Consider the following 21537-nt stretch of genomic DNA (forward strand, 5'->3'; position numbering starts at 1 on the left):
CTTCAGCGCAGCCGCGCGGGCTGAAGCGCCCGCAGGATGTCGGCCGGCATGGGCTGCGACCCGCCGGTGATCTGCGCCGCAAGGCAGGCCGACGCGGCAGGCGCCGTCTGAAAGCCGTAGCCGCCCTGACCCGCAGACCAGAAGAAGCCCGCAACCCCGGGCTCGGGCCCCAGGACCAGCGAGCGGTCGGGCGCGAAGGTGCGCAGGCCCGCCCAGCTTGTCTCGACCCGCGTCACCGGCTCGGTCACCATCGCCTCGTAGCGCGCCAGCCCTTCGGCCAGCACCATGTCGTCGGGCCAGGCGTCGAAGGGTTCCATCGGGTCTTCGTCGGCGGGAGAGACCAGCAGTTTCCCCGCATCCGGCTTGGCATACCAGCCTTCGCCCGCGCCGAAAAACATGGGCCATCCACTGACGTCGTGGCCGCCGGGCGCGGGGATGCGGGCCATCGAGCGGCGGTTCGGCTGCAGCCCAAGGGGGGGCACGCCGGCCAGCACCGCGATGCGGTCAGCCCAGGCGCCGGCGGCGTTGACCAGGATCGGGGCCGTGAACGCCTCGTCCCCGGCCATGACGCGCCACAGCGTGCCCTCGCGCGCGATGGCCCCGACCCTGCGGCCGGTCAGGACGGCACCGCCATGGGCGCGCACGGTGCGCGCGAAGTCCTGGATCAGCCGGTCGGTGTCGACGTCCCAGGCATCTTCGTGCCAGGCCGCCCGCGCAAGGCGGTCGCGCCGGAGGATCGGAACCAAGCCCAGCGCCTCGTCCGGGCCGATCTCGGGGATCTTCATTTCGGAAAGATCAGCCTCGAAGGCGTCGATCTCGTCCGGGGCGGCGACGACCATCAGGCCACGCGGGCCAAGATATCCGCCCGTCACGAAGTGGTCGCGGCTTGCTTCGTTCAGCGCCAGCGTCGTGGGCCTGCCATAGCTGGCCTCGTAAAGCGCAGCCGACCGCCCCGAGGCGTGATAGCCAAGCGCCGTCTCGGCTTCGAGCAGGGTCACACTGCCGTGGGGTGCCAGACGCGCCGCCACCGACACGCCCGCGATGCCGCCGCCGATCACCAGGAAATCGCTCATTGCCTGCCGTCCTTTTCCGTTCCGGGCGGCAAGCAATCACAGTTGCAGGGCGGGGAAAACCCCCTGACGAGGTCACTCGCGCAGGATGCCGTTCATCACCCGGTCGATGGCGTGAAGCGCGGCGTGCGGGTCGGGCTGACGCGCCATCGCGCGGCGGAACGCGACATCGACCATCGACTGCGGCGCAGGCTGCCCGATCCAGGGCGCGCCCGCCATCAGGACCCGCGACAGTGTGCCCTGATCGCCGGATCCCGGCCGATAGATCAGGTGGCCGTCCTTCACCGTGCCCACGTCATAGACGACCTGGTCGCCCTTGATCGTTCGCATCACGGTCAGGCTGTCGAGGGTTTCGGGGTCGACGGCGGTCGGGTCGTCGCTGAGGATCACGAAGTCGGCAAGCTTGCCCACTTCGATCGACCCCTTCCGGTCTTCCTCGAAGTGCTGGAAGGCGGGCCAGATCGTCATCGCCTTCAGCGCCGTGATCACGTCGACGCGCTGGTCGGGGCCGATGATGTCGTTCGACCGCGACCGCCGCGTGACGGTCGCGTCGAGGATGCGCATGGAATCGGGGAAGGCCACCGGGGCATCGTGGTGGGACGAGAACATCGACCCGCGCGTGAGGTACCACTGCGTGGGCGAGATGTTCTCGGCCAGCACCGGCCCCACGGTGCGGTCGCGGTGCCAGTCGCCCCAGTAGAAGGTATGCATCGGGAAGAGCGAGGGGAACACGCCGAGATCGACGAAGGCTTGCACCTGATCCTCGCGCTGGAACTGGCCGTGGATCAGGACTGGCCGGCGGTCTGCGGGGCCGTGAACCTCGGTCGCCTGCCGGATCGCGGCGATCAGGATGTCGGACGCGCCTTCGCCGTTCGAATGGGTCAGGATCTGGATGTCGTTGGCGAAGGCCCAGTCGATGGCATCGAAGACCTGATCGTTGCTGGCCGCCGTGTAGCCGACGTAGTCGCCGCGAAAGGTCGGCGGCGGGTTGTAATAGGGCCGGTCGCGGAACGCCGTGAAGCCCTGCGGTGAGCCGTCGATGGTCAGCTTGGCGCCGGCCACGCGGAACCCGTCGACATAGTCGCGGCGGGCATTCGCAAGGATGAAGTCGCGGTCCATGAGGATGTCCGGATAGGACACGACATCGATATCAAGGCCTTCCTCGGTCGCCACGGCCTGCATGATCTGCGCCTGGCCGGCGCTCGACCGGCCGTCCTGACCGGTCGTGTATCCGTAGCTTGCCAGAAGCTCGGTCCCGGCGCGGAACATCACGCGCATGGCGTTTTCGTCAAGCGCGCCCAGAAGACCCATCAGCGCCTCGAAGAAGGGGGTTTCCTCGAGCACGCCGTTCGGGGTGCCGTCGGCCTCGCGCCGGATCACCCCGCCGGGACGCTCGGCCGTCTGGGCGTCGAAGCCCACGACTTCGAGCGCCTTCGAGTTCAGCACGCCGATATGCCCGGACTGGTGAATGATGACGACCGGGATGTCGGTGCTGACGGCGTCCAGGTCCGCGCGCGTCGGGTGGCGCAGTTCGGCAAGCTGGCTGTCGTCGTAGCCGAAGCCCAGCAAAAGGTTGCCGGCGGCGACCCGTTCGGGGAAGGCCTCGGCGAACTCACCCAGGACCCGCTGCAACGCCGGGATGTCGTTCACCTCGCCATCGGGTGCGGGCAGCATGTTGGCCGACAGCGCCTGAAGCCCGATCATCATCGCGTGGCCGTGGGCGTCGACGAATCCGGGAAGCATCGTGCGCCCGCCAAGGTCGATCGTTTCGGTGTTCTCGCCCTGAAGCGCCGACAGGTCGGCCAGCGCGCCCACGGCAAGGATCGTGCCGTCCTTCGCGGCCACGGCCTCGGCCCGCGGGGCCGCGTCGTCCATCGTCAGGATCGGCCCACCGAAGTAGATCGTGTCGGCGCTATCCTGGGCCGCCACCGGACAGGCGATCGCGATGGCAAGTGCGGTGGCGGCAAGTCTGTTCATGCTGAAGTCCCCCTTCAAGGTGAAGAAACCCTAGCACAGAGACCCGGTTTGTCACCCTTGGTGTGGCTCACCCCGGTGCCAAGTACATTGTGCGGAAACGAAAAGCCCGGGTCGATGACCCGGGCTTCACGCCGTTGAAGACAGGCACCGCTCAGCTGGGAATGTCGCCGGTGATGCCCTGCACGTAGAAGTTCATGGTGACCAACTGCTCGTCCGTCGCCACTTCGCCCTCGGCCAGGAAGACCGATCCGTCCTGCTTGGCGATCGGTCCGGTGAAGGGGTGATAGGTGCCGGCGGTGATCGCGTCGATCATGCCCTGCGCCTCGGCGCGGATCTCTTCCGGGATGGCATCGGTCATCTCGCCGATCACCACCTCTCCCTCGGTCATTCCGCCCCAGCTGTGGGTCGATTCCCAGGTCCCTTCGAGAACGGCCTGCACCCGCTTGATGTAGTAGGGCGACCATTCGTCGATGATCGAGGCCACGCGCGGGCTGGGCTTGTACTCGGCCATGTCGGACGCCTGGCCGAAGCCGATGACGCCCGGTGTCTTCGCCATTTCGGCCAGCGGCGCGGTCGAATCGGTGTGCTGGGCGATCACGTCGACGCCCTGTTCGATCATCGCCTTGGCGGCATCGGCTTCCTTCGCCGGGTCGAACCAGGTGTAGGCCCAGATCACCACAAGCTCGACCTCGGGGTTCACCTTCTGGGCGTGCAGGAAGAACGAGTTGATGCCCTGGATCACTTCGGGAATCGGGAACGAGGCGATGTAGCCGATCTTGTTCGTCTTCGTCATCCGGCCCGCGATATGCCCGATGACGGCGCGGCCTTCGTAGAAGCGGGCGTCATAGGTCGCCAGGTTCGCGGCGCGCTTGTAGCCGGTGGCATGTTCGAACTTCACGTCCGGGAACTTCTCGGCCGCGGCCACGGTCGCGTCCATGAAGCCGAAGGAGGTGGTGAAGATCAGGCCGCAGCCGGACAGCGCCATCTGCGCCATCACGCGCTCGGCGTCCGCGCCTTCGGGCACGCTTTCCTGGTAGACGGTCTCGACCGCGTCGCCGAACTGCGCTTCGACGGCAAGCCGGCCCTGGTCATGCTGGAAGGTCCATCCGCCGTCTCCGATCGGGCCGACATAGACGAAGCCGACCTTCAGCGGCGATTGTGCCCGCGCGGGCAGGCCCAGCGCCGCGGCCGTCGCGGCGGCAGCGCCCGAGGCGAGAAGCGTTCTTCTTTTCACGAAACATACTCCCTGTTTTGCGGGGCTCCCCAAGGCCCCGGTGAAGTGGCGCCTCAGTTCGAGGCGTGGAAAACCCGGCCAAGCGAGGCCGGCGCGTTCATCGCCGCGCGCGACCTGTCGGCCGAGATGATGACCAGCACGAGGATCGTTATCAGATACGGCGACATCGACAAGATTTCGACAGGAACCTTCACGCCTGCGGCCTGCAGGTTCAGCTGCAAAACCGCTATTCCGCCGAAAAGGTAGGCGCCCAGAAGAACGCGCCAGGGTTTCCAGGACGCGAAGACCACGATGGCAAGGGCGATCCAGCCCGCGCCGGCGGTCATGCCTTCGGTCCATTGCGGCACGCGCACAAGGCTCAGGTAGGCCCCGCCCAGCCCGGCACAGGCCCCACCGAAGGCGATGGCGGCGATGCGGATGCGCACCACCTTGTAGCCAAGGGCATGGGCGCTGTCGTGGCTTTCGCCGACCGCGCGCAGGACAAGGCCCGCGCGGGTGTACTTTAGGAAGGCCCAGACCCCCGCGACGATCACAAGCGACAGGTAGACGACCGGATCGTGCTGGAACAGCACCGGTCCGATCACGGGGACGTCGGCCAGAAGCGGGATGTTCCAGTCCGGCACCAGGGGCGCGCGGATGCCGACGTAGCTTTGTCCGATCAGCGCCGAGAACCCCAGTCCGAACAGCGTAAGCGCCAGCCCCGTCGCGACCTGGTTCGACAGGAGGTATTGCGTCAGCAATCCGAAGATCATCGAGAAGGCGGCCGAGCCCAGCGCCGCCGCCAGAAAGCCCAGCGTCGGGCTGCCGGTTTCGACGGCGACGATGAAGCCGGTGACCGCGCCGATGATCATCATCCCCTCGACGCCCAGGTTCAGGACGCCCGCCTTCTCGACCACAAGCTCGCCGATGGCCGCCAGCAGGATCGGCGTCGCCGCGACCATGAGAGAGGCCGCAAGGAGGATCGGGTTGATCGAGGACAGATCCATCACGCCACCTCTGCCCGGCCAAGCCGGATGCGATAGTTGGTCAGTACATCGCCCGCCAGAAGGAAGAACAGCAGCATCCCCTGAAAGGCCTGGATCGCCGCGGCCGGGATGCCCAGCATGAACTGCGAAAGCTCGCCCCCGATGTAGGTCAGCGCCATCAGAAGGCCCGCCAGCAGGATGCCGACCGGATGAAGCCGGCCAAGGAAGGCTACGATGATCGCCGTGAAGCCGTAGCCCACGTTGAAGTCGATCGAGATCTGCCGCGCCGGCCCCGCCACCTCGAAAAGCCCGGCCATGCCGGCCAGAAGGCCCGACAGGCCAAGGCAGAAGATCACCAGGCGATTGGGCGAGATGCCCGCAAAGCGCGCGGCCCGCGGGGCCTGCCCCGCAAGGCGGATGTTGAACCCCATGATATGCCGGTTGAGCAGCACGTAGGCGAAGATCACCGCGATGAAGGCCGCCACGACGCCCCAGTGCATGCCGGTGCCGGCGATCAGCTCGGTATTGGCGGCCGAGGGGTATTGCTGAAGGTTGCGGCTGCCGGGGAAACCCGCGCCCTCGGGGTTGCGCAGAAGCCCCAGCGACATCGACGCAAGGATGTTCTGCGCGACATAGACCAGCAGAAGCGATACGAGGATCTCGTTTGTGTTGAAGCGCGTGCGCAGGATGGCCGGGATCATCGCCCAGGCCCAGCCGCCGAGCGCCCCCGCGATCACCATCAGCGGAAAGATCCACCAGGCTTCGAGCGGGTAAAGCGCCAGCGCAACGCCCGCGCCGCAGATCGCGCCGATGATGTATTGCCCCTCTGCGCCGATGTTCCAGATGCCCGCGCGAAAGCCCAGCGACAGGCCGATGGCGATCAGGATCAGCGGCCCGGCCTTGACCAGAAGCTGCGGCCGCGAATAGGCCGCGACCTGTTCGTTGAAAAGCGGGTCCCAGAAGATCAGCCGGATCGCCGCAACCGGGTCCTTGCCCAGGGCCGCGAACATGATCCCGCCCGCGATCATCGTGGCGAGCACGGCAAGAAGCGGCGTCGCCGCCGTCCAGCCGCGCGAGGGCTGCGGGCGCCGTTCAAGCCGGATCATGGCTGCCTAGCCGTCGACATGCGCGACCTCCATGTCGTGGGCGCCGCCCATCATCAGCCCGATCGCCTCGATCGTCAGGTCCTGGGTCGGCCGGGGCGCAGAGAGCCGCCCTTCGTTCAAGGCCGCGAAACGGTCCGAGATCTCGATCAGTTCGTCCAGATCCTGACTGATCACGATCACCGCCGCGCCGCGCCCGGCCAGGTCGAGGATCGCCTGCCGGATCGCCGCCGCCGCCGAGGCGTCGACGCCCCAGGTCGGCTGGTTCACCGCAAGCACCCTTGGTTCCTGCAGGATCTCGCGGCCGATGACGAATTTCTGAAGGTTGCCCCCCGACAGGGATCGCGCCGCGTTCTCGGGTCCCGGGGTGCGCACGTCGAAGGCCGCGATGACCTTTTCGGCGAAGGTCCGGGCCTTCGGCCAGTCAAGGAAGCCCCGGTTGGCGAAACCCTGCCGCACGGTGCCGGTCAGCACCGCGTTTTCGGTCAGGCTCATGTCGGGGGCCGCGGCGTGGCCCAGCCGTTCCTCGGGCGCGGCAAGAATGCCCAGCCTGCGGCGGGCATTGGGACCGAGGTGCCCGATCGGCGTGTCGCCAAGCTCGATCGCTTCGGGGTCGCTGCGCAGTTCGCCCGAAAGCGCCGCCAGAAGCTCGTCCTGGCCGTTTCCGGCGACGCCGCCGATCCCCAGCACCTCGCCTTCGCGCACCTCGAAGGCGACCGATCGAAGCGGCGTGCCGAAGGCCGTGGGCGCGGGCGCCGACAGCGCGTTGAGCCGCAGCGCCACCGGGCCAAGGCTTTCGCTGGCGCGTTTCGGCGTCAGCAGCGTCGTGCCCACCATCATCTCGGCCAGGTCGCGCGCGCTTTTTTCGCGCGGGTTGCAGCGCCCCACGACCTTGCCCAGCCGCAGGATCGTCGCCGCGTCGCAGAGCGACCGGATCTCTTCAAGCTTGTGCGAGATATAGAGGATCGCCGTGCCTTCCGACGACAGCTTCCGCAGCGTTTCGAACAGGATGCCGACCTCCTGCGGGGTCAGCACGCTGGTCGGTTCGTCCATGATCAGAAGCTTGGGGTCCTGCAGCAGGCAGCGGATGATCTCGACCCGCTGGCGTTCTCCGGCCGACAGGTCGCCCACAAGGCGGTGCGGGTCCAGCGGCAGGCCGTAGGTTTCGCTCACGTGGCGGATGCGGCTTGCCAGCTCGCGCGCGGGGGGCGGGTTCTCCATCCCCAGCGCCACGTTCTCGGCCACGTCGAGCGCCTCGAAGAGCGAAAAGTGCTGGAACACCATCGCGATGCCGGCCTGCCGCGCTACATGGGGCGAGGCGGGGGCATAGGCCGTGCCATTCAGGCGCATGGCCCCCGAATCCGGCCGCACGAGGCCATAGATCATCTTCACCAGCGTCGACTTGCCCGCGCCGTTCTCGCCCAGAAGGGCGTGCACCTCGCCCTGGGCGATCTCGAAGGACACATCGCTGTTGGCGACGACGCCGGGATAGGCCTTGGTCAGGCCGTCGATCGTCAGAAGTGATTTCGTCCCCGTCACCCTGTGGCGTCCTTTTCGGCGCTCTCGGTCCGTTGGTCCTTCAGTAGCGCGGCCGCGACCCCCACGGCAATGGCCTGCGGATGCTTGCCAAGGGACGGATCGCCGATCGGGCAGGCGATGCGCGCGATCTGGGCGTCCTCGTGCCCCAACTGGCGCAGGCGCGACCGGAAGCGCGCCCACTTCGTCTTCGAACCGATCAGGCCCGCGCGCCGGAAGCCGTGATGCAGAAGCCGATGGCAGAGTTCGAGGTCGAGCGCGTGGGAATAGGTCATCACCAGATGCTCGGCCTCGTGCGGGGCATAGCGCACCACCTCGGCGGGGGCCACGGCGACAAGCCGGGTGACGCGCGGCGGGATCGCGTCGGGAAAGCGGTCTGGCGCGGTGTCGACCCAGGTGATCGCGATTTCGGGCAGGGGGGCCAGAACGTCGACGATGGCGCGCCCGACGTGGCCCGCCCCGTAAAGCCAAAGCGCCCGAGCGGGCCTTTGGCGCGGCTCGACCATCCAGCCCGCGACGATGCCGGGGCCAGGGGCCTTGCCCTGTGCCCGCGCCGCGTTCAGAAGCCGCCGCACCGCAAGCGGCATCGCCGTTGCCGGGCCGGGCAGCGGGCGGGCGATCGCCTCGCCGGTCGCCGGCCCGAGCCGCGCCGCATCCCAGACTTCGGTCAGAAGGGTCACGCCGCCGCCGCAGCATTGCCCCAGCGCGGGGCCCAGCGGCAGCCGGTCCAGCCGGTCTGACCCCGTCGCCAGAACGGCGCGCGCCCGGGCTGCGGCCTCGTGTTCCAGCGCGCCGCCGCCGATCGTGCCGGACTGGCCGCCGGGCCAGACCAGCATCGCCGCGCCGACCTCGCGCGGGGCCGAGCCTTCGACGCCGGCCACCACGACCCGTGCGACGCGCCCTTCGCGCGCGATCGTCGCGGCAAGGGTGTCGGTGTCGAAGCTCATCCCGCGCAGACCCGTTCGACGGCGCGCAGGATCGCCTCGGGCGTCGCCGGCGCGTCAAGATGGGGATAGCCCGTGCCGCAGGCCGCAACCGCGTCCGACAGCGCCAGGAAGGCCGAGATGCCCAGCATCAGCGGCGGCTCGCCCACCGCCTTCGAGCGATAGATCGTGTCCTCGCGGTTCTCGCCGTCCCACAGGGCCACGTTGAAGACGCGCGGGCGGTCCGAACAGGCCGGGATCTTGTAGGTCGACGGCGCGTGGGTGCGCAGACGGCCCTTGTCGTCCCAGACGAGTTCCTCGGTGGTCAGCCAGCCCGCGCCCTGGACGAAGCCGCCTTCGATCTGCCCGATGTCGATCGCGGGGTTCAGCGAGGCGCCGCAGTCGTGCAGGATGTCGGTGCGCAGGATGCGGTTTTCGCCGGTCAGCGTGTCGATCACGACTTCGGTGACGGCGGCCCCGTAGGCGAAGTAGTAGAAGGGCCGGCCCTCGCCCCGGATCCGGTCCCAGACGATCTTGGGCGTCCGGTAGAAGCCCGTGGCCGACAGGCTGACCCGGTTCATGTAGGCGTCGCGGACGACGTCGTCGAAGGGGATCGCCTCGCGTCCGACGTGCACCATGCCGTCCTCGAAGCGGACCTTCGCGGCCTTGGCCTGGTAGCGTTCGGCAACGAAGGCGGCCAGCCGGTCGCGGATCGTGTCGCAGGCGGCCTTGACGGCCATCCCGTTAAGGTCCGACCCCGACGAGGCCGCCGTGGCCGAGGTGTTGGGCACCTTCGCGGTGTCGGTGGCGGTGATCTTCACCCGTCCCACGTTCACCCCGAAGCGGCTCGCCGCGACCTGCGCGACCTTCTGGAACAGGCCCTGTCCCATCTCGGTGCCGCCGTGGTTCATGTGGATGGACCCGTCCTGATAGACGTGAACCAGCGCGCCCGCCTGGTTGAGGTGGGTCAGGGTGAAGCTGATGCCGAACTTCACCGGCGTCAGCGCGATGCCCTTCTTCAGGATCGGATTCGCCGCGTTCCATTCGGCGATCGCCGCGCGGCGGGCGGAATAGTCCGACGTCTCGACCAGTCGCGCGGTCAGGTCGTGCAGGATGAAGTCCTCGACCGGCATGTGGTAGGGGGTCGTCTGGACCTCGCGCCCCTTCTTCCGCTTTTTCGGCGCGGCGGCATAGTAGTTGGCCAGCCGCACCTCAAGCGGATCGCGGCCCAGGTGATGGGCGACGTGGTCGACCACGCGCTCGATCCCGATCATGCCCTGTGGCCCGCCGAAGCCGCGGAACGCGGTATTCGACTGGGTATTGGTCTTCAGCCTGTGGCTTTCGATCCGCACGGCGGGCAGGACATAGGCGTTGTCGGCGTGCAGCATCGCCCGGTCGGCCACGGGCAGTGACAGGTCCTGGCTCCAGCCGCAGCGGGCATACTGGACGAACGCGATCCCGAGGATGCGCCCCTCGTCGTCGACGCCCACGCGGTAGTCGATGCGGAAGTCGTGGCGCTTTCCGGTGATGACCATGTCGTCGTCGCGGTCATAGCGCATCTTGCAGGGCCGCCCGGTGAGGCGCGCGGCCACCGCGCAGGTCACGGCAAGGGCGTTGCCCTGGCTTTCCTTGCCGCCGAATCCGCCGCCCATGCGCCGCACCTCGACCCGCACCGCGTTCATCGGCAGGCCCAGCGCCTCGGCCACCTTGTGCTGGATTTCCGTGGGATGCTGGGACGAGGAATGCACGATCATGTCGCCGCCTTCCTGCGGCAGCGCCAGCGCGGCCTGTCCTTCGAGGTAGAAATGCTCCTGCCCGCCGATCTCGAAGCGGCCGGTCAGGACATGGGGTGCGGCGGCGATGGCGGCGTCGGCGTCGCCCCGCCCATAGACGCGGGGGCCGTCCTCGAAGCGGCTGTTCGCGGCCAGCGCCGCGTCGATCGTCAGAAGCGCCGGCCAGTCCTCGTAGGCGACGACGGCCTTGCGCACGGCCTTGCGCGCGGCCAGGTGGCTTTCGGCCACCACCGCGAAGATCGGCTGGCCCAGGTAGTGCACGGTGTCCTTGGCCAGCAGCGGCTCGTCATGGACCGAGGGCGAGACGTCGTTGGCGAAGGGCAGGTCGGCGGCTGTCAGCACCGCCACCACGCCCGGGGCCCTGCGCACAGGGTCGAGGTCCATCGACACGATCCGGCCATGGGCGATGCTCGCGGTTCCGAAGGCAAGCGACAGCGTGCCGGCGGGTGCGGGGATGTCGTCGACATAGCGCGCCTGTCCGGTCACATGCAGCGCCGCGGCATCGTGGGGCAGGGGTTTCGCCACGCTCATGGCTGCACCTCGAGCACCCGCGTCACCGCGCCCAGATCCTCGAGCAGGCAGCGCGTCAGCATGTTGCGTGCCGCGTGCAGGCGGTACTCGGCCGAGGCGCGCATGTCGGACATGGGGGTGAAGTCGTGCTCCCACGCCTCCCAGGCGGCCGCCACGGTGTCCTCGTTCCAGCGCTTGCCCGTGATCGCGGCCTCGACATGGGCCGCGCGTTTCGGGATGCCCGCCATGCCGCCGAAGGCGATGCGCGCGGCGGCGACCATGCCGTCCTCGACCGTGATCGAGAAGCAGCCGCAGACGGCCGAGATGTCCTGGTCGAAGCGCTTCGACAGCTTGTAGCAGCGCAGCCGGTCGGGCTGGCGCGGGATCGCGACCGCCTCGACGAACTCGCCGGGCTGGCGGTCCTGCTTGCCGTAGTCGAGGAAGAAGTTTTCAAGCGGCATCTCGCGCCGCGCATTGCCCTTCCTGAGGTGCAGCGTCGCCCCCAGCGCGATCAGCGCCGGCGGACTGTCTCCGATGGGCGAGCCGTTGGCGATGTTGCCGCCGATCGTCGCGGCATTGCGGACCTGAACCGATCCGTAGCGGCGAATGAGCTCGGCGAAATCGGGGTGATGCGGGCGGACCGCCTCAGCCACATCGGTCAGCGTCGCGGTCGCGCCGAAGCGGATCGAGTCGTCGGTTACGTCGATCCCGGAAAGATCGACGATCCCCGACAGGAAGGCCACCGGGCGAAGCTCGCGCAGGGCCTTGGTGACCCACAGGCCCACATCGGTGGCCCCGGCGACCAGCGTGGCCTCGGGGTGGGCCGAGTACCAGTCCGCAAGCGTTTCGGCGTCCCGTGGGGCGATCCACGTCGGAGGGGGGCCGTCTGCCCCCCGCTCCGGCTGCGCCGGAGCGCCCCCCGAGGATACTTCGGGGTCGATGGAGGACAGGTCGTCGCGCAGCCAGTCGGGGACCGGCGCATCGGCCGCCGCCTCGGCGGCGCGGACGATCGGGGCGTATCCGGTGCAGCGGCACAGGTTGCCGGCAAGCTGGTCGTCGAAATCGCGCCGGCCGTTGAGGTGCGCTGTCGCCATCGAGACGACGAAGCCCGGCGTGCAGAAGCCGCATTGCGAGCCGTGATGCTCGATCATCGCCTGCTGGACAGGGTGCAGCGCGCCCCCGGGGCCGGCGATGCCTTCGACGGTGCGCACCGCCTTGCCCTGAAGCTGCGGCAGGAAAAGGATGCAGGCGTTGAGAGCCCGCGCGCCGCTGTCGTCGGTCACCATCACCGTGCAGGCGCCGCAATCGCCTTCGTTGCAGCCTTCCTTCGTGCCGGTCAGCCCGCGATCCTCGCGCAGCCAGTCGAGAAGGGTTCGGGTCGGCGGCACATCCGCCAGCTTCACGGTCTCTCCGTTCAGAAGAAACGCAATCTCGGACATCTGAAACTCTGCCGCGTTACCCTGGACCTGCGGGAGGTCCCCCCACGTTCGATGCGGCGTAGAACGTGGCCCGCTTTGCTGTCGACCGTGAAACAGGAAAGCGGGAAACCGCTGCGAAGGCAAGCCCTTGGCGCGGGGTGGCCGGTGTTCGCCAGCGCCCGAAGATATGGCGTGGGACGGATTGGCGAACCGCAACATCCTGCGCTAGGTTCGACCCATGAGCAGCCTTCCCCGATTCATCCACCTGCGCGTCCATACCGAGTATTCGCTTCTGGAGGGCGCCGTGCGTCTGAAGGAGCTGCCCAAGCTTTGCGCGAAGATGGAGATGCCGGCGGTCGCTGTGACCGACACCAACAACATGTTCTGCGCGCTGGAATTCGCAGTGGGCGCGCAGGGGGCGGGCATCCAGCCGATCCACGGCTGCCAGATCTCGGTCCTGTTCGAACCCGTCCGGCCGGGTGAACGCGAACGCCCCCCTGCCGACGTGGTGCTTCTGGCGCAGTCCGAGGCCGGCTACGGCAACCTCATGAAGCTCAACTCGTGTCTGTACCTCGCCGAGGGGACGGGGCCGCTTCACGTCACGCTCGAGGATCTTGCGCGCCATGCCGAGGGGGTGATCTGCCTGACCGGGGGGCCGGAGGGGCCGCTTGGCCGGTATCTGTCGGACGGGCAGCGCGCCAAGGCCGAAGCGCTTGCCGCGCGTCTGGCCGAGATCTTTCCGGGACGGCTTTACGTTGAGCTTCAGCGGCACGGGCAGGAGGGCGGCGCGGTCGAGCGCGGGATGCTCGAGATCGCCTATGCGCAGGACCTGCCCCTGGTCGCCACCAACGACGTCCATTTCGTGAAGCCCGCGATGTACGAGGCGCATGACGCGCTTTTGTGCATCGCGGACGGCGCCTATGTCGACCAGCAGGGCCCGCGCCGGCGGCTGACGCCCGAGCATTACCTGAAGACGCCGGCCGAGATGGCGACGCTGTTCGCCGATCTGCCCGAGGCGCTGGAAAACACCGTCGAGATCGCGCGCCGCTGTGCCTATGCCGCGCCGAGGCGCGACCCGATCCTGCCGCGCTTCGCCGACGACGAGGTCGAGGAATTGCGCCGGCAGGCGCAAGAGGGGCTGAAGGCGCGGCTCGCCGTCATTCCCCATGCCGCCCCGGTGGCGGAGTACGAGGCGCGGCTCGAGTTCGAGCTTGGCATCATCGAGGGCATGGGCTTTCCCGGCTATTTCCTGATCGTTGCCGATTTCATCAAGTGGGCGAAGGATCAGGGCATTCCGGTGGGGCCGGGCCGGGGGTCGGGCGCCGGCAGCCTGGTGGCCTATGCGCTGACGATCACCGACCTCGACCCGCTGCGCTACAGCCTTCTGTTCGAACGCTTCCTGAACCCCGAGCGGGTGTCGATGCCGGACTTCGACATCGATTTCTGCATGGACCGCCGGGAAGAGGTCATCGCCTACGTGCAGGAGAAATACGGCCGGGACCGGGTAGGGCAGATCATCACCTTCGGCGCGCTTCTGTCGAAGGCGGCGGTGCGTGACGTGGGGCGCGTGCTGCAGATGCCCTACGGCCAGGTCGACCGGCTGTCGAAGATGATCCCGGTCGAGGGCGTCAAGCCCGTGTCGATCGAGAAGGCGCTGGCCGACGAGCCGCGCCTGCGCGAGGAGGCACGCGCCGAAGAGGTGGTTCAGCGGCTTCTCGACTATGGGATGCAGATCGAGGGGCTGCTGCGCAACGCCTCGACCCATGCCGCGGGCGTGGTGATCGCGGACCGGCCGCTCGACGCGCTTGTGCCCGTCTATCGCGATCCGCGCTCCGAGATGCCCGCGACCCAGTTCAACATGAAATGGGTGGAACAGGCGGGATTGGTGAAGTTCGACTTCCTCGGCCTCAAGACGCTGACGGTCATCAAGAACGCCCTCGACCTCTTGCAAGACCGCGGCATCGGGATCGACATCGGGGCGATCCCGCTTGACGACGAGAAGACCTACCAGCTTTACGCCTCGGCCCGCACGGTGGCGGTGTTCCAGGTCGAAAGCTCGGGCATGATGGATGCGCTGCGGCGCATGAAGCCCACCTGCATCGAGGACATCGTGGCGCTTGTCGCGCTTTACCGCCCCGGCCCGATGGAGAACATCCCGAAGTATTGCGAAGTCAAGAACGGGCTGTCCGACCGGGAGTCGATCCACCCCCTGATCGACCACATCCTGGACGAGACGCAGGGCATCATCGTCTACCAGGAACAGGTGATGCAGATCGCGCAGGAAATGGCCGGCTACAGCCTTGGCGGCGCCGACCTGCTGCGCCGCGCCATGGGCAAGAAGATCCAGGCCGCGATGGATGCCGAGCGCCCGAAGTTCCTTGAGGGCGCCAGGAAGAACGGCGTCGACGAGAAGAAGGCGCTCGAGGTCTGGAACCTGCTCGACAAGTTCGCCAACTACGGCTTCAACAAGTCGCACGCGGCGGCCTACGCGGTGGTGAGCTACCAGACGGCGTGGCTCAAGGCGAATTACCCGGTCGAATTCATGGCGGGCGTCATGAACTGCGACCTGCATCTGACCGACAAGCTTGCGGTCTATGCCGAAGAGGTGCGTCGGGGTCTGGCGATCGAAATCGTGCCGCCCTGCGTCAACCGCTCCGAAGCGACATTCAGTGTGTCCGAAGGGCGCATCGTCTATGCGCTGGGCGCGCTCAAGAACGTGGGCGCCGAGGCGATGCGGCTTGTCACGGCGGCACGTGGCGGCAAGCCCTTCGTGACGCTTTTCGACTTCGCCCGCCGCGTCGACCTCAAGCGTATCGGCAAGCGCCCGCTCGAGATGCTGGCGCGCGCGGGCGCCTTCGACCAGCTTGATCCGAACCGCCGGCGGGTGCTGGAAAGCGTCGATGCGCTGACCGCCTATTCGGCGGCGATCCACGAGGCGCGCGCCTCGTCGCAGGTGTCGCTTTTCGGCGAGGCGGGCGAAGATCTGCCCGAGCCGCGCCTGTCGCCGGTCGCCGACTGGTTGCCGAACGAGCGGCTGTCCGAGGAATTCGCCGCCATCGGCTTTTACCTGTCGGGGCATCCCCTCGACGACTACATGGGGCCGCTCAAGCGCAAGGGTGCGCTGACCCTGGCCGAGCTTCAGGAAAAGGCCGAACGCGACGGCGCTGCCGTGGCGCGGGTGGGCGTCGTCGTCTCGGGCCTGCAGGAACGGAAATCCGGCCGGGGCACGCGCTTTTTCCGGATGAACATCTCGGACCCGACCGGGCAGGTGGCGGGCATGGCGCTGTTCCCCGAGGATTTCGATGCGGTCCGCAAGGTCTTCGAAAAGACCTCGCAGGTGGTCCTGACGCTTGAGGCGCGGTTCAACGAAGGCCAGTTCGATCCCGTGGCGCGCGGGGCGACGCCGCTTGACGGGGTCGTCGCCGACGCCGGCAGCGCCGGGCTGCGCGTCTTCGTCGAGGCACCCGAGGCCGCGCCGACCGTGCGCGCGATCCTTGATCGGGCGCGGGCCGAGGCCGGGGTGCGCGGTCGCGGGCCGATCGAGCTGTGTCTGCTTGCCCCCGATCTGCCGGGCGAGGTGGGGATGCTCATCGGCGACGATTTCCCGGTCTCGCCGCAGATCAAGGCGGCGCTGAAGGCGGTTTCGGGCGTCCTGACCGTCGAAGAGCTTTAGTCGGGCGCCTTGAGGATGAAGGGCGACAGGTAGCGGGCCGAAAAGACGGCCAGCACGATGCGCAGGACGTGGTGCGCGGTCACGTAGATCACGCTCATCTGCAGCGACAGCGCGATCAGCGACATCTCGGCAAGGCCGCCCGGCGCGAAAGCCAGAAACACCGCCGTCCACTTTTCGTCGACCCACACGTGCACCGGCGCCGCGAACAGCGCGGCCAGCGCGCAGGTCAGCAGCACATAGACGCCGCTGACCCGAAGCGCGACCAGGAAAAGACGGGGCGACTTGCCCACGAATCGCGCGCCCAGGGTGATCCCGATGACAAGCTGGGTGACGGCGACCAGCCAGCCCGGCGGTCCGCCTTCGACCAGCCCGAAGAGATGCACCAGCGACGACGCGACAAGCGCGCCGGTCATCTGCCAGGCCGGGAAGTTCAGCCGTTTCGCGATCAGGGTGCCCACGACGCCGGACACCGTCAGGATCACCCAGTCCAGCGCCGACAGGGGATCGTGACCGCCCATCACGGCCCCCGCCGCGCTGCCCACCGCATGGCCGGTCCAGATCGAGATGCCGATGGGGATGAAGATGATGCACAAAAGCAACCGCATGAATTGCAGCATCGTGAGCATCGCCGCGTCCGCGCCGGCCTTTTCGCCCAAGAGCACCGCCTCGATCAGCCCGCCCGGGGCCGCGCCGTAGAAGGCGGTCGCGCGGTCTATCCCGCCGAGGCGCCGCATGGCGACGTAGCCGATGAATTGCGTAAGCGGGATGAAGACCAGAAGCGCCAGGACGCTGGGCCACCAGCGCGGGATCTCTTCCAGCACCTGCGGCGTGAACGCCGCCCCGATCGAGACGCCGATCACCGGCACGAAGAACAGCCGGATCTTCTCGGGCATCACCGGCGCGATGCCGAAGGGCCTGAAGTCGGTCAGCGCCGCCGCCGCGACCGCGATCACCGATCCCAGAAGGAAGGGCAGGGGCAGGCCCAGAAGATACGCCGCACCGCCGCCCGCCGCGCCAAGGGCGAGGGCCAGGAAGGGGGGACGAAGATCGAAGCCGCGCGGGGGGAGAAGGGCCATGGGCGTTCAGTAATGCGGCGGGCGTTCGTCGCCAAGGTATATCCCGCCCGACGCCTCGGCTTCGCGCCCCGCCTCTCGCTGCATCAGAAAGGCCACCTGCGCGCGCAGCTGCGCGATCTCGGCGGCCTGGCCGGCCACGATGTCGTTCAGGTCGTCCACCGTCCGAAGAAGATGCGCCAGATGCCCTTCTATCGCCTCCAGTCGCTCCATGCGTCCGCCTTCCCGTGTTGCTGCCTTGCTCCGAGGGGGGCAAGCGGCTAAACCGCGCCGCGAACGGAGGACCGGCGATGTCCAAGGCCACGAAGACCCCCCGCCCCAAGGCGGTCACGCCCAAGGGGTTCCGCGACTATTTCGGCGCAGAAGTGACCGAACGCAAGGAGATGCTGGACCGCATCGCCGCCGTCTATCATGCCTATGGCTTCGACGCGCTGGAATCCTCGGCCGTCGAAACGCTCGAGGCGCTGGGCAAGTACCTGCCGGACGTCGACCGCCCGAACGAAGGCGTCTTCGCCTGGCAGGAGGACGACGACTGGCTGGCGCTGCGCTATGACCTGACCGCGCCGCTGGCCCGCGTTTTCGCGCAGCATCGCAACGACCTGCCCACGCCCTACCGCCGCTATGCGATGGGGCCCGTGTGGCGCAACGAGAAGCCCGGGCCGGGCCGGTTCCGCCAGTTCTACCAGTGCGACGCCGACACAGTGGGCACGGCCAGCGTCGCGGCCGACGCCGAGATCTGCATGATGCTGGCCGATGCGCTGGAAGCGGTCGGGATCGAGCGCGGCGACTACATCATCCGGGTCAACAACCGGAAGGTCCTGAACGGGGTGATGGAGGTCGCGGGCATTCTCGATCCCGCCGACCCCGAGAAGTTCGCGCACGAACGCGGGATCGTCCTGCGCGCCATCGACAAGCTCGACCGGCTTGGCAAGGACGGCGTGCGCGCACTTCTGGGCGAGGGGCGCAAGGACGAAAGCGGGGATTTCACCAAGGGCGCGGGGCTGGCCGACCGGCAGGCCGAGCTTGTCATGCGCTTCGTCGGGGCCGCCGAGCTGTCCTTCGACGACCGCTGGGCCGAGCTACGCGCGCTTGTCGACGGCTCGTCCATCGGCGAGGAAGGCGTGAGCGAACTGCGCCACATCATCGACCTTGTCCGCGCCCAGGGCATCGGCGAGGACCGCGTGGTCATGGACCCCTCGGTCGTGCGTGGCCTTGGCTACTACACCGGCCCGGTGTTCGAGGCGGAACTGACCTTCGAGATCCTCGACGAGAAGGGACGCCCGCGCCAGTTCGGCAGCGTGGCGGGCGGCGGGCGCTATGACGACCTCGTCAAGCGCTTCACCGGGCAGGCCGTGCCGGCAACCGGCGTCTCGATCGGCGTGGACCGCCTTCTGGCGGCGCTGCACGCCAAGGGCCGGATCGGCAGCCAGTCGCACGGACCCGTCGTCGTGACCGTCATGGACCGCGACCGCATGGCCGACTACCAGGCCATGGCGGCCGAGCTTCGTGCAGCCGGCATCCGGGCCGAGGTCTTTCTTGGCAACCCCAAGAACTTCGGCAATCAGCTCAAGTACGCCGACCAGCGCCAGTCGCCCGTGGCGATCATCCAGGGCGCGGACGAACTTGCGCGCGGCGTCGTCCAGATCAAGGACCTGGTCCTTGGCGCGAAGATCGCCCAGACCGCCAGCCACGAGGAATGGAAGGCCCAGCCCGCCCAGTTCGAATGCGCGCGCGGCGCGCTGGTGGCCGAGGTCAAGCGCCTGCTCGGGGGGGTCTGATGCCCGACAAGGCCGCCATCCTGGCCGAGGCCCTGCGCCTGCGCGCCGCCTTCGAGGCGGTGGGCGCAGAGGTCGCCGAGGCGGACATCCTGCAGCCCGCCGAGACGCTTCTTGACCTTTACGGCGAAGAGATCCGCGCCCGCGCCTATGTCACCCACGACCCCGCGCGGGGCGAGGCGATGCTGCGCCCGGACTTCACCGTGCCGATCGTGCAGATGCACATGGACGGCGACGGCGGCGCCAAGCGCTATACCTACATGGGCGAGGTGTTCCGCAAGCAGGAAGACGACCGCGCCCGGGCATCGGAATACATCCAGGTCGGCTACGAGGTCTTCAACGGCTCGGACGCGGCCCAGGCCGACGCCGAGGTCTTTGCCGCCTTCGCCCAGCTTCTGGCGCCGCTCAGGCTGCGTGCCGCCACCGGCGACATCGGCCTGCTCACCGCCGCCGTGAAGGGTCTGTCGACCAGCGACCGCCGGAAGGAGGCGCTTCTGCGCCACCTCTGGCGGCCGCACCGCTTCCGTGCGCTGATGGACCGGTTCGGCGGGCGCACGCCCATGCCGCCCTCGCGCCGCGCCCTGATCGAAGCGGCCGACCCGCTGGCAAACGCCGCGCCCGAGATCGGGCTGCGCTCGCGCGCCGAGGTGCTGGACCGCATCGCCGCGCTGAAGGCCGATGCGATGGACCCGCCCATCGCCGCCGCCGAGATCGCGCTGTTGCAGGACCTTCTGTCGCTCCGCGAGACGCCGCCCAACGCGCTGGCGCATCTGCGCAACCTTGCCGTCGACCTGCCGGCGCTGACCCCGGCCGTGAACCGCTTCGAGGCCCGGCTCGAGGCGATGACGGCGCAGGGGATCGACGTCGACACGCTCGACTTCGAGGCAAGCTATGGCCGCACCTCGATGGAGTATTACGATGGCTTCGTCTTCGGCTTCTATGCCGACGGCCGTCCCAACCTGCCGCCCGTCGCCACCGGCGGGCGCTATGACGCGCTGACCCGCGTGCTTGGCCGCGGCCGCGAACTGCCGGCGGTGGGCGGCGTGATCCGTCCCGCGCTTGTCCTCGACCTGGGGGGCGCGTCATGACGCTGCGGCTTGGCGTTCCGTCCAAGGGACGGCTCATGGAAAAGACCTTCGCCTGGTTCGGAGCGCGCGGCATCGACATGTCGCTGGCCGGCCATGACCGTGAATACGCCGGGGCGGTCGAAGGGATGCCGGGCCTCGAACTGCGGCTTCTGTCGGCGGGCGAGATCCCGCGCGAACTGGCGTCGGGCCGCATCCACCTGGGCGTGACCGGCACCGACATGGTGCGCGAAAAGCTGCCCTTCTGGCAGGAACAGACCGAAACGCTGGCCGAACTTGGCTTCGGTCAGGCCGACCTCGTCATCGCCGTGCCCGCCTTCTGGGCGGACGTCGACACGCTGGACGATCTTGACGGCGCGGCGGCGGCGTTCCGCGCCCGGCATGGTCGGCGAATGCGGATCGCGACCAAGTACCACCGCCTTGTGCGCGAGGCGCTGCGCGCCGCGGGCGTGGCCGACTACAGGCTGGTCGACAGCCAGGGGGCGACCGAAGGCACGGTGAAGAACCTGACCGCCGAGGCCATCGCCGACATCACCTCGACGGGCGAGACGCTGCGCGCCAATCACCTCAAGCCGCTGTCAGACGGGCCGATCCTGCGCAGCCAGGCCACGCTGTTCCGGTCGCGCACGGCCGAATGGGACGCGGAGACAAAGGCGATCTTCGCCACGTTGAAGGCGAAGCTGGGGCTCTAGCCCGCCAGCGCCGCCACCATCGCGCGGACGTCGGCTTCCGAGGTCTCGCGCCGGCCGCCCGGGGGATCGAAGTCCGAGAACGCGGGGTCGCCCGGGACCGGTCGGGAACAGGCGGCGTGCACCTCGTGCGCGCCGGTCGCGGTCACCACGCGGGCCACGTTCCCGGCATCGAGACCGCAGCCCGGCATCACCGAAAGCCGCCCCGCGGCGCGCTGAACCATCGCCGCGATCAGGCCTGCGCCATCGGGCGCAAGGGGTTGCGCACCCGAGGTCAGCACCCGATCGAACCCAAGCGCGATCGCCTGGTCGAGCGCCAGAAGAGGGTCGGGCACCACGTCGATGACCCGGTGCAGCGTGCGCCCGAGCGGCCCGGCCGCGTCGCAAAGCCGGGCGAGCAGGCCAAGGTCCAGCCCGCCGTCCGGCGCCTGCGCGCCCAGAACCACGCCGGCGAGCCCCGCCGCCCGCGCCGCCGCGATATCGGCCAGCATGATCGCTTCGTCCCGATCGGTGAAATGAAAGAGCCCGCTGCGCGGCCGGATCATCGCGCGGACCGGCACGGGCAACGCCGCGGCCGCCCGCATCAGCCCCGCCGAAGGCGTCAGGCCGCCCTCGGACAGCGCCGAACACAGCTCGATCCGCCCCGCGCCGCCGCGCACCGCCGCCAAGGCACCGTCAAGGGTGTCAACGCAGACCTCGACAAGAACGGCCAC

The 21537-nt window shown here is 68.6% G+C and carries 16 protein-coding genes; 4 read left to right on the forward strand and 12 right to left on the reverse strand.

The features are described 5' to 3' along the window. Window positions 1-2: 2 nt before the first annotated feature. The 9 genes from ACRDNQ_RS00505 to xdhA form a co-directional block, all read right to left on the reverse strand. A complete protein-coding gene (locus tag ACRDNQ_RS00505) occupies window positions 3-1073 on the reverse strand; it encodes an NAD(P)/FAD-dependent oxidoreductase (RefSeq protein ID WP_431826661.1) in 1071 nt (356 codons plus the stop codon). Window positions 1074-1145: 72 nt separating this feature from the next. Next, on the reverse strand, window positions 1146-3047 hold the full coding sequence (locus ACRDNQ_RS00510) for an amidohydrolase (protein WP_431826662.1): 1902 nt from the start codon (window positions 3045-3047) through the stop codon (window positions 1146-1148). 151 nt (window positions 3048-3198) lie between these two features. After that, a complete protein-coding gene (locus tag ACRDNQ_RS00515) occupies window positions 3199-4281 on the reverse strand; it encodes a BMP family ABC transporter substrate-binding protein (protein WP_431826663.1) in 1083 nt (360 codons plus the stop codon). A 53-nt stretch (window positions 4282-4334) separates the two neighbouring features. After that, a complete protein-coding gene (locus tag ACRDNQ_RS00520; RefSeq protein ID WP_431826664.1) occupies window positions 4335-5267 on the reverse strand; it encodes an ABC transporter permease in 933 nt (310 codons plus the stop codon). Then, window positions 5267-6352 (reverse strand): ABC transporter permease, encoded by a 1086-nt coding sequence (locus tag ACRDNQ_RS00525; protein WP_431826665.1) that lies wholly within the window; start codon window positions 6350-6352, stop codon window positions 5267-5269. The genes ACRDNQ_RS00520 and ACRDNQ_RS00525 overlap by 1 nt, the downstream gene beginning before the upstream one ends. 6 nt (window positions 6353-6358) lie before the next feature. Next, window positions 6359-7888, reverse strand: a complete 1530-nt coding sequence (locus ACRDNQ_RS00530; protein ID WP_431826666.1) for an ABC transporter ATP-binding protein — start codon at window positions 7886-7888, stop codon at window positions 6359-6361. Next, window positions 7885-8832: a xanthine dehydrogenase accessory protein XdhC gene (xdhC, locus tag ACRDNQ_RS00535; RefSeq protein WP_431826667.1), complete on the reverse strand. Its 948-nt coding sequence runs from the start codon at window positions 8830-8832 to the stop codon at window positions 7885-7887. The genes ACRDNQ_RS00530 and xdhC overlap by 4 nt, the downstream gene beginning before the upstream one ends. Next, a complete protein-coding gene (gene xdhB / locus ACRDNQ_RS00540; protein WP_431826668.1) occupies window positions 8829-11132 on the reverse strand; it encodes a xanthine dehydrogenase molybdopterin binding subunit in 2304 nt (767 codons plus the stop codon). Before xdhB ends, xdhC begins: the two co-directional genes overlap by 4 nt. Next, window positions 11129-12550: a xanthine dehydrogenase small subunit gene (gene xdhA / locus ACRDNQ_RS00545; protein WP_431826669.1), complete on the reverse strand. Its 1422-nt coding sequence runs from the start codon at window positions 12548-12550 to the stop codon at window positions 11129-11131. The genes xdhB and xdhA overlap by 4 nt, the downstream gene beginning before the upstream one ends. A 217-nt stretch (window positions 12551-12767) precedes the next feature. Between xdhA and dnaE the strand changes: the two genes are divergently transcribed. Beyond that, the gene (dnaE, locus tag ACRDNQ_RS00550; RefSeq protein WP_431826670.1) at window positions 12768-16202 is read left to right on the forward strand and encodes a DNA polymerase III subunit alpha; all 3435 of its coding nucleotides are present in this window, start codon (window positions 12768-12770) and stop codon (window positions 16200-16202) included. Here the strand turns inward: dnaE and ACRDNQ_RS00555 are convergent. Continuing rightward, the gene (locus ACRDNQ_RS00555) at window positions 16199-17278 is read right to left on the reverse strand and encodes an AbrB family transcriptional regulator (protein WP_431826671.1); all 1080 of its coding nucleotides are present in this window, start codon (window positions 17276-17278) and stop codon (window positions 16199-16201) included. The genes dnaE and ACRDNQ_RS00555 overlap by 4 nt on opposite strands. Before the next feature lie 6 nt (window positions 17279-17284). After that, window positions 17285-17488, reverse strand: coding sequence for a SlyX family protein (locus ACRDNQ_RS00560; RefSeq protein WP_431826672.1), 204 nt, complete (start codon window positions 17486-17488; stop codon window positions 17285-17287). A gap of 77 nt (window positions 17489-17565) precedes the next feature. Between ACRDNQ_RS00560 and hisS the strand changes: the two genes are divergently transcribed. Genes hisS through hisG form a run of 3 tightly spaced genes read left to right on the forward strand, consistent with a single transcriptional unit; the run spans window position 17566 to window position 20827 of the window. After that, complete coding sequence (hisS, locus tag ACRDNQ_RS00565; protein ID WP_431826673.1) at window positions 17566-19053, forward strand: histidine--tRNA ligase; 1488 nt, start codon at window positions 17566-17568, stop codon at window positions 19051-19053. Next, a complete protein-coding gene (locus tag ACRDNQ_RS00570; RefSeq protein WP_431826674.1) occupies window positions 19053-20138 on the forward strand; it encodes an ATP phosphoribosyltransferase regulatory subunit in 1086 nt (361 codons plus the stop codon). Before hisS ends, ACRDNQ_RS00570 begins: the two co-directional genes overlap by 1 nt. After that, on the forward strand, window positions 20135-20827 hold the full coding sequence (hisG, locus tag ACRDNQ_RS00575; protein WP_431826675.1) for an ATP phosphoribosyltransferase: 693 nt from the start codon (window positions 20135-20137) through the stop codon (window positions 20825-20827). The genes ACRDNQ_RS00570 and hisG overlap by 4 nt, the downstream gene beginning before the upstream one ends. Here the strand turns inward: hisG and ACRDNQ_RS00580 are convergent. Then, window positions 20824-21537, reverse strand: a complete 714-nt coding sequence (locus ACRDNQ_RS00580; protein WP_431826676.1) for a copper homeostasis protein CutC — start codon at window positions 21535-21537, stop codon at window positions 20824-20826. The genes hisG and ACRDNQ_RS00580 overlap by 4 nt on opposite strands.

This window comes from Saliniferula longa (assembly GCF_050789285.1).
GTDB lineage: Bacteria > Pseudomonadota > Alphaproteobacteria > Rhodobacterales > Rhodobacteraceae > CAVPWP01.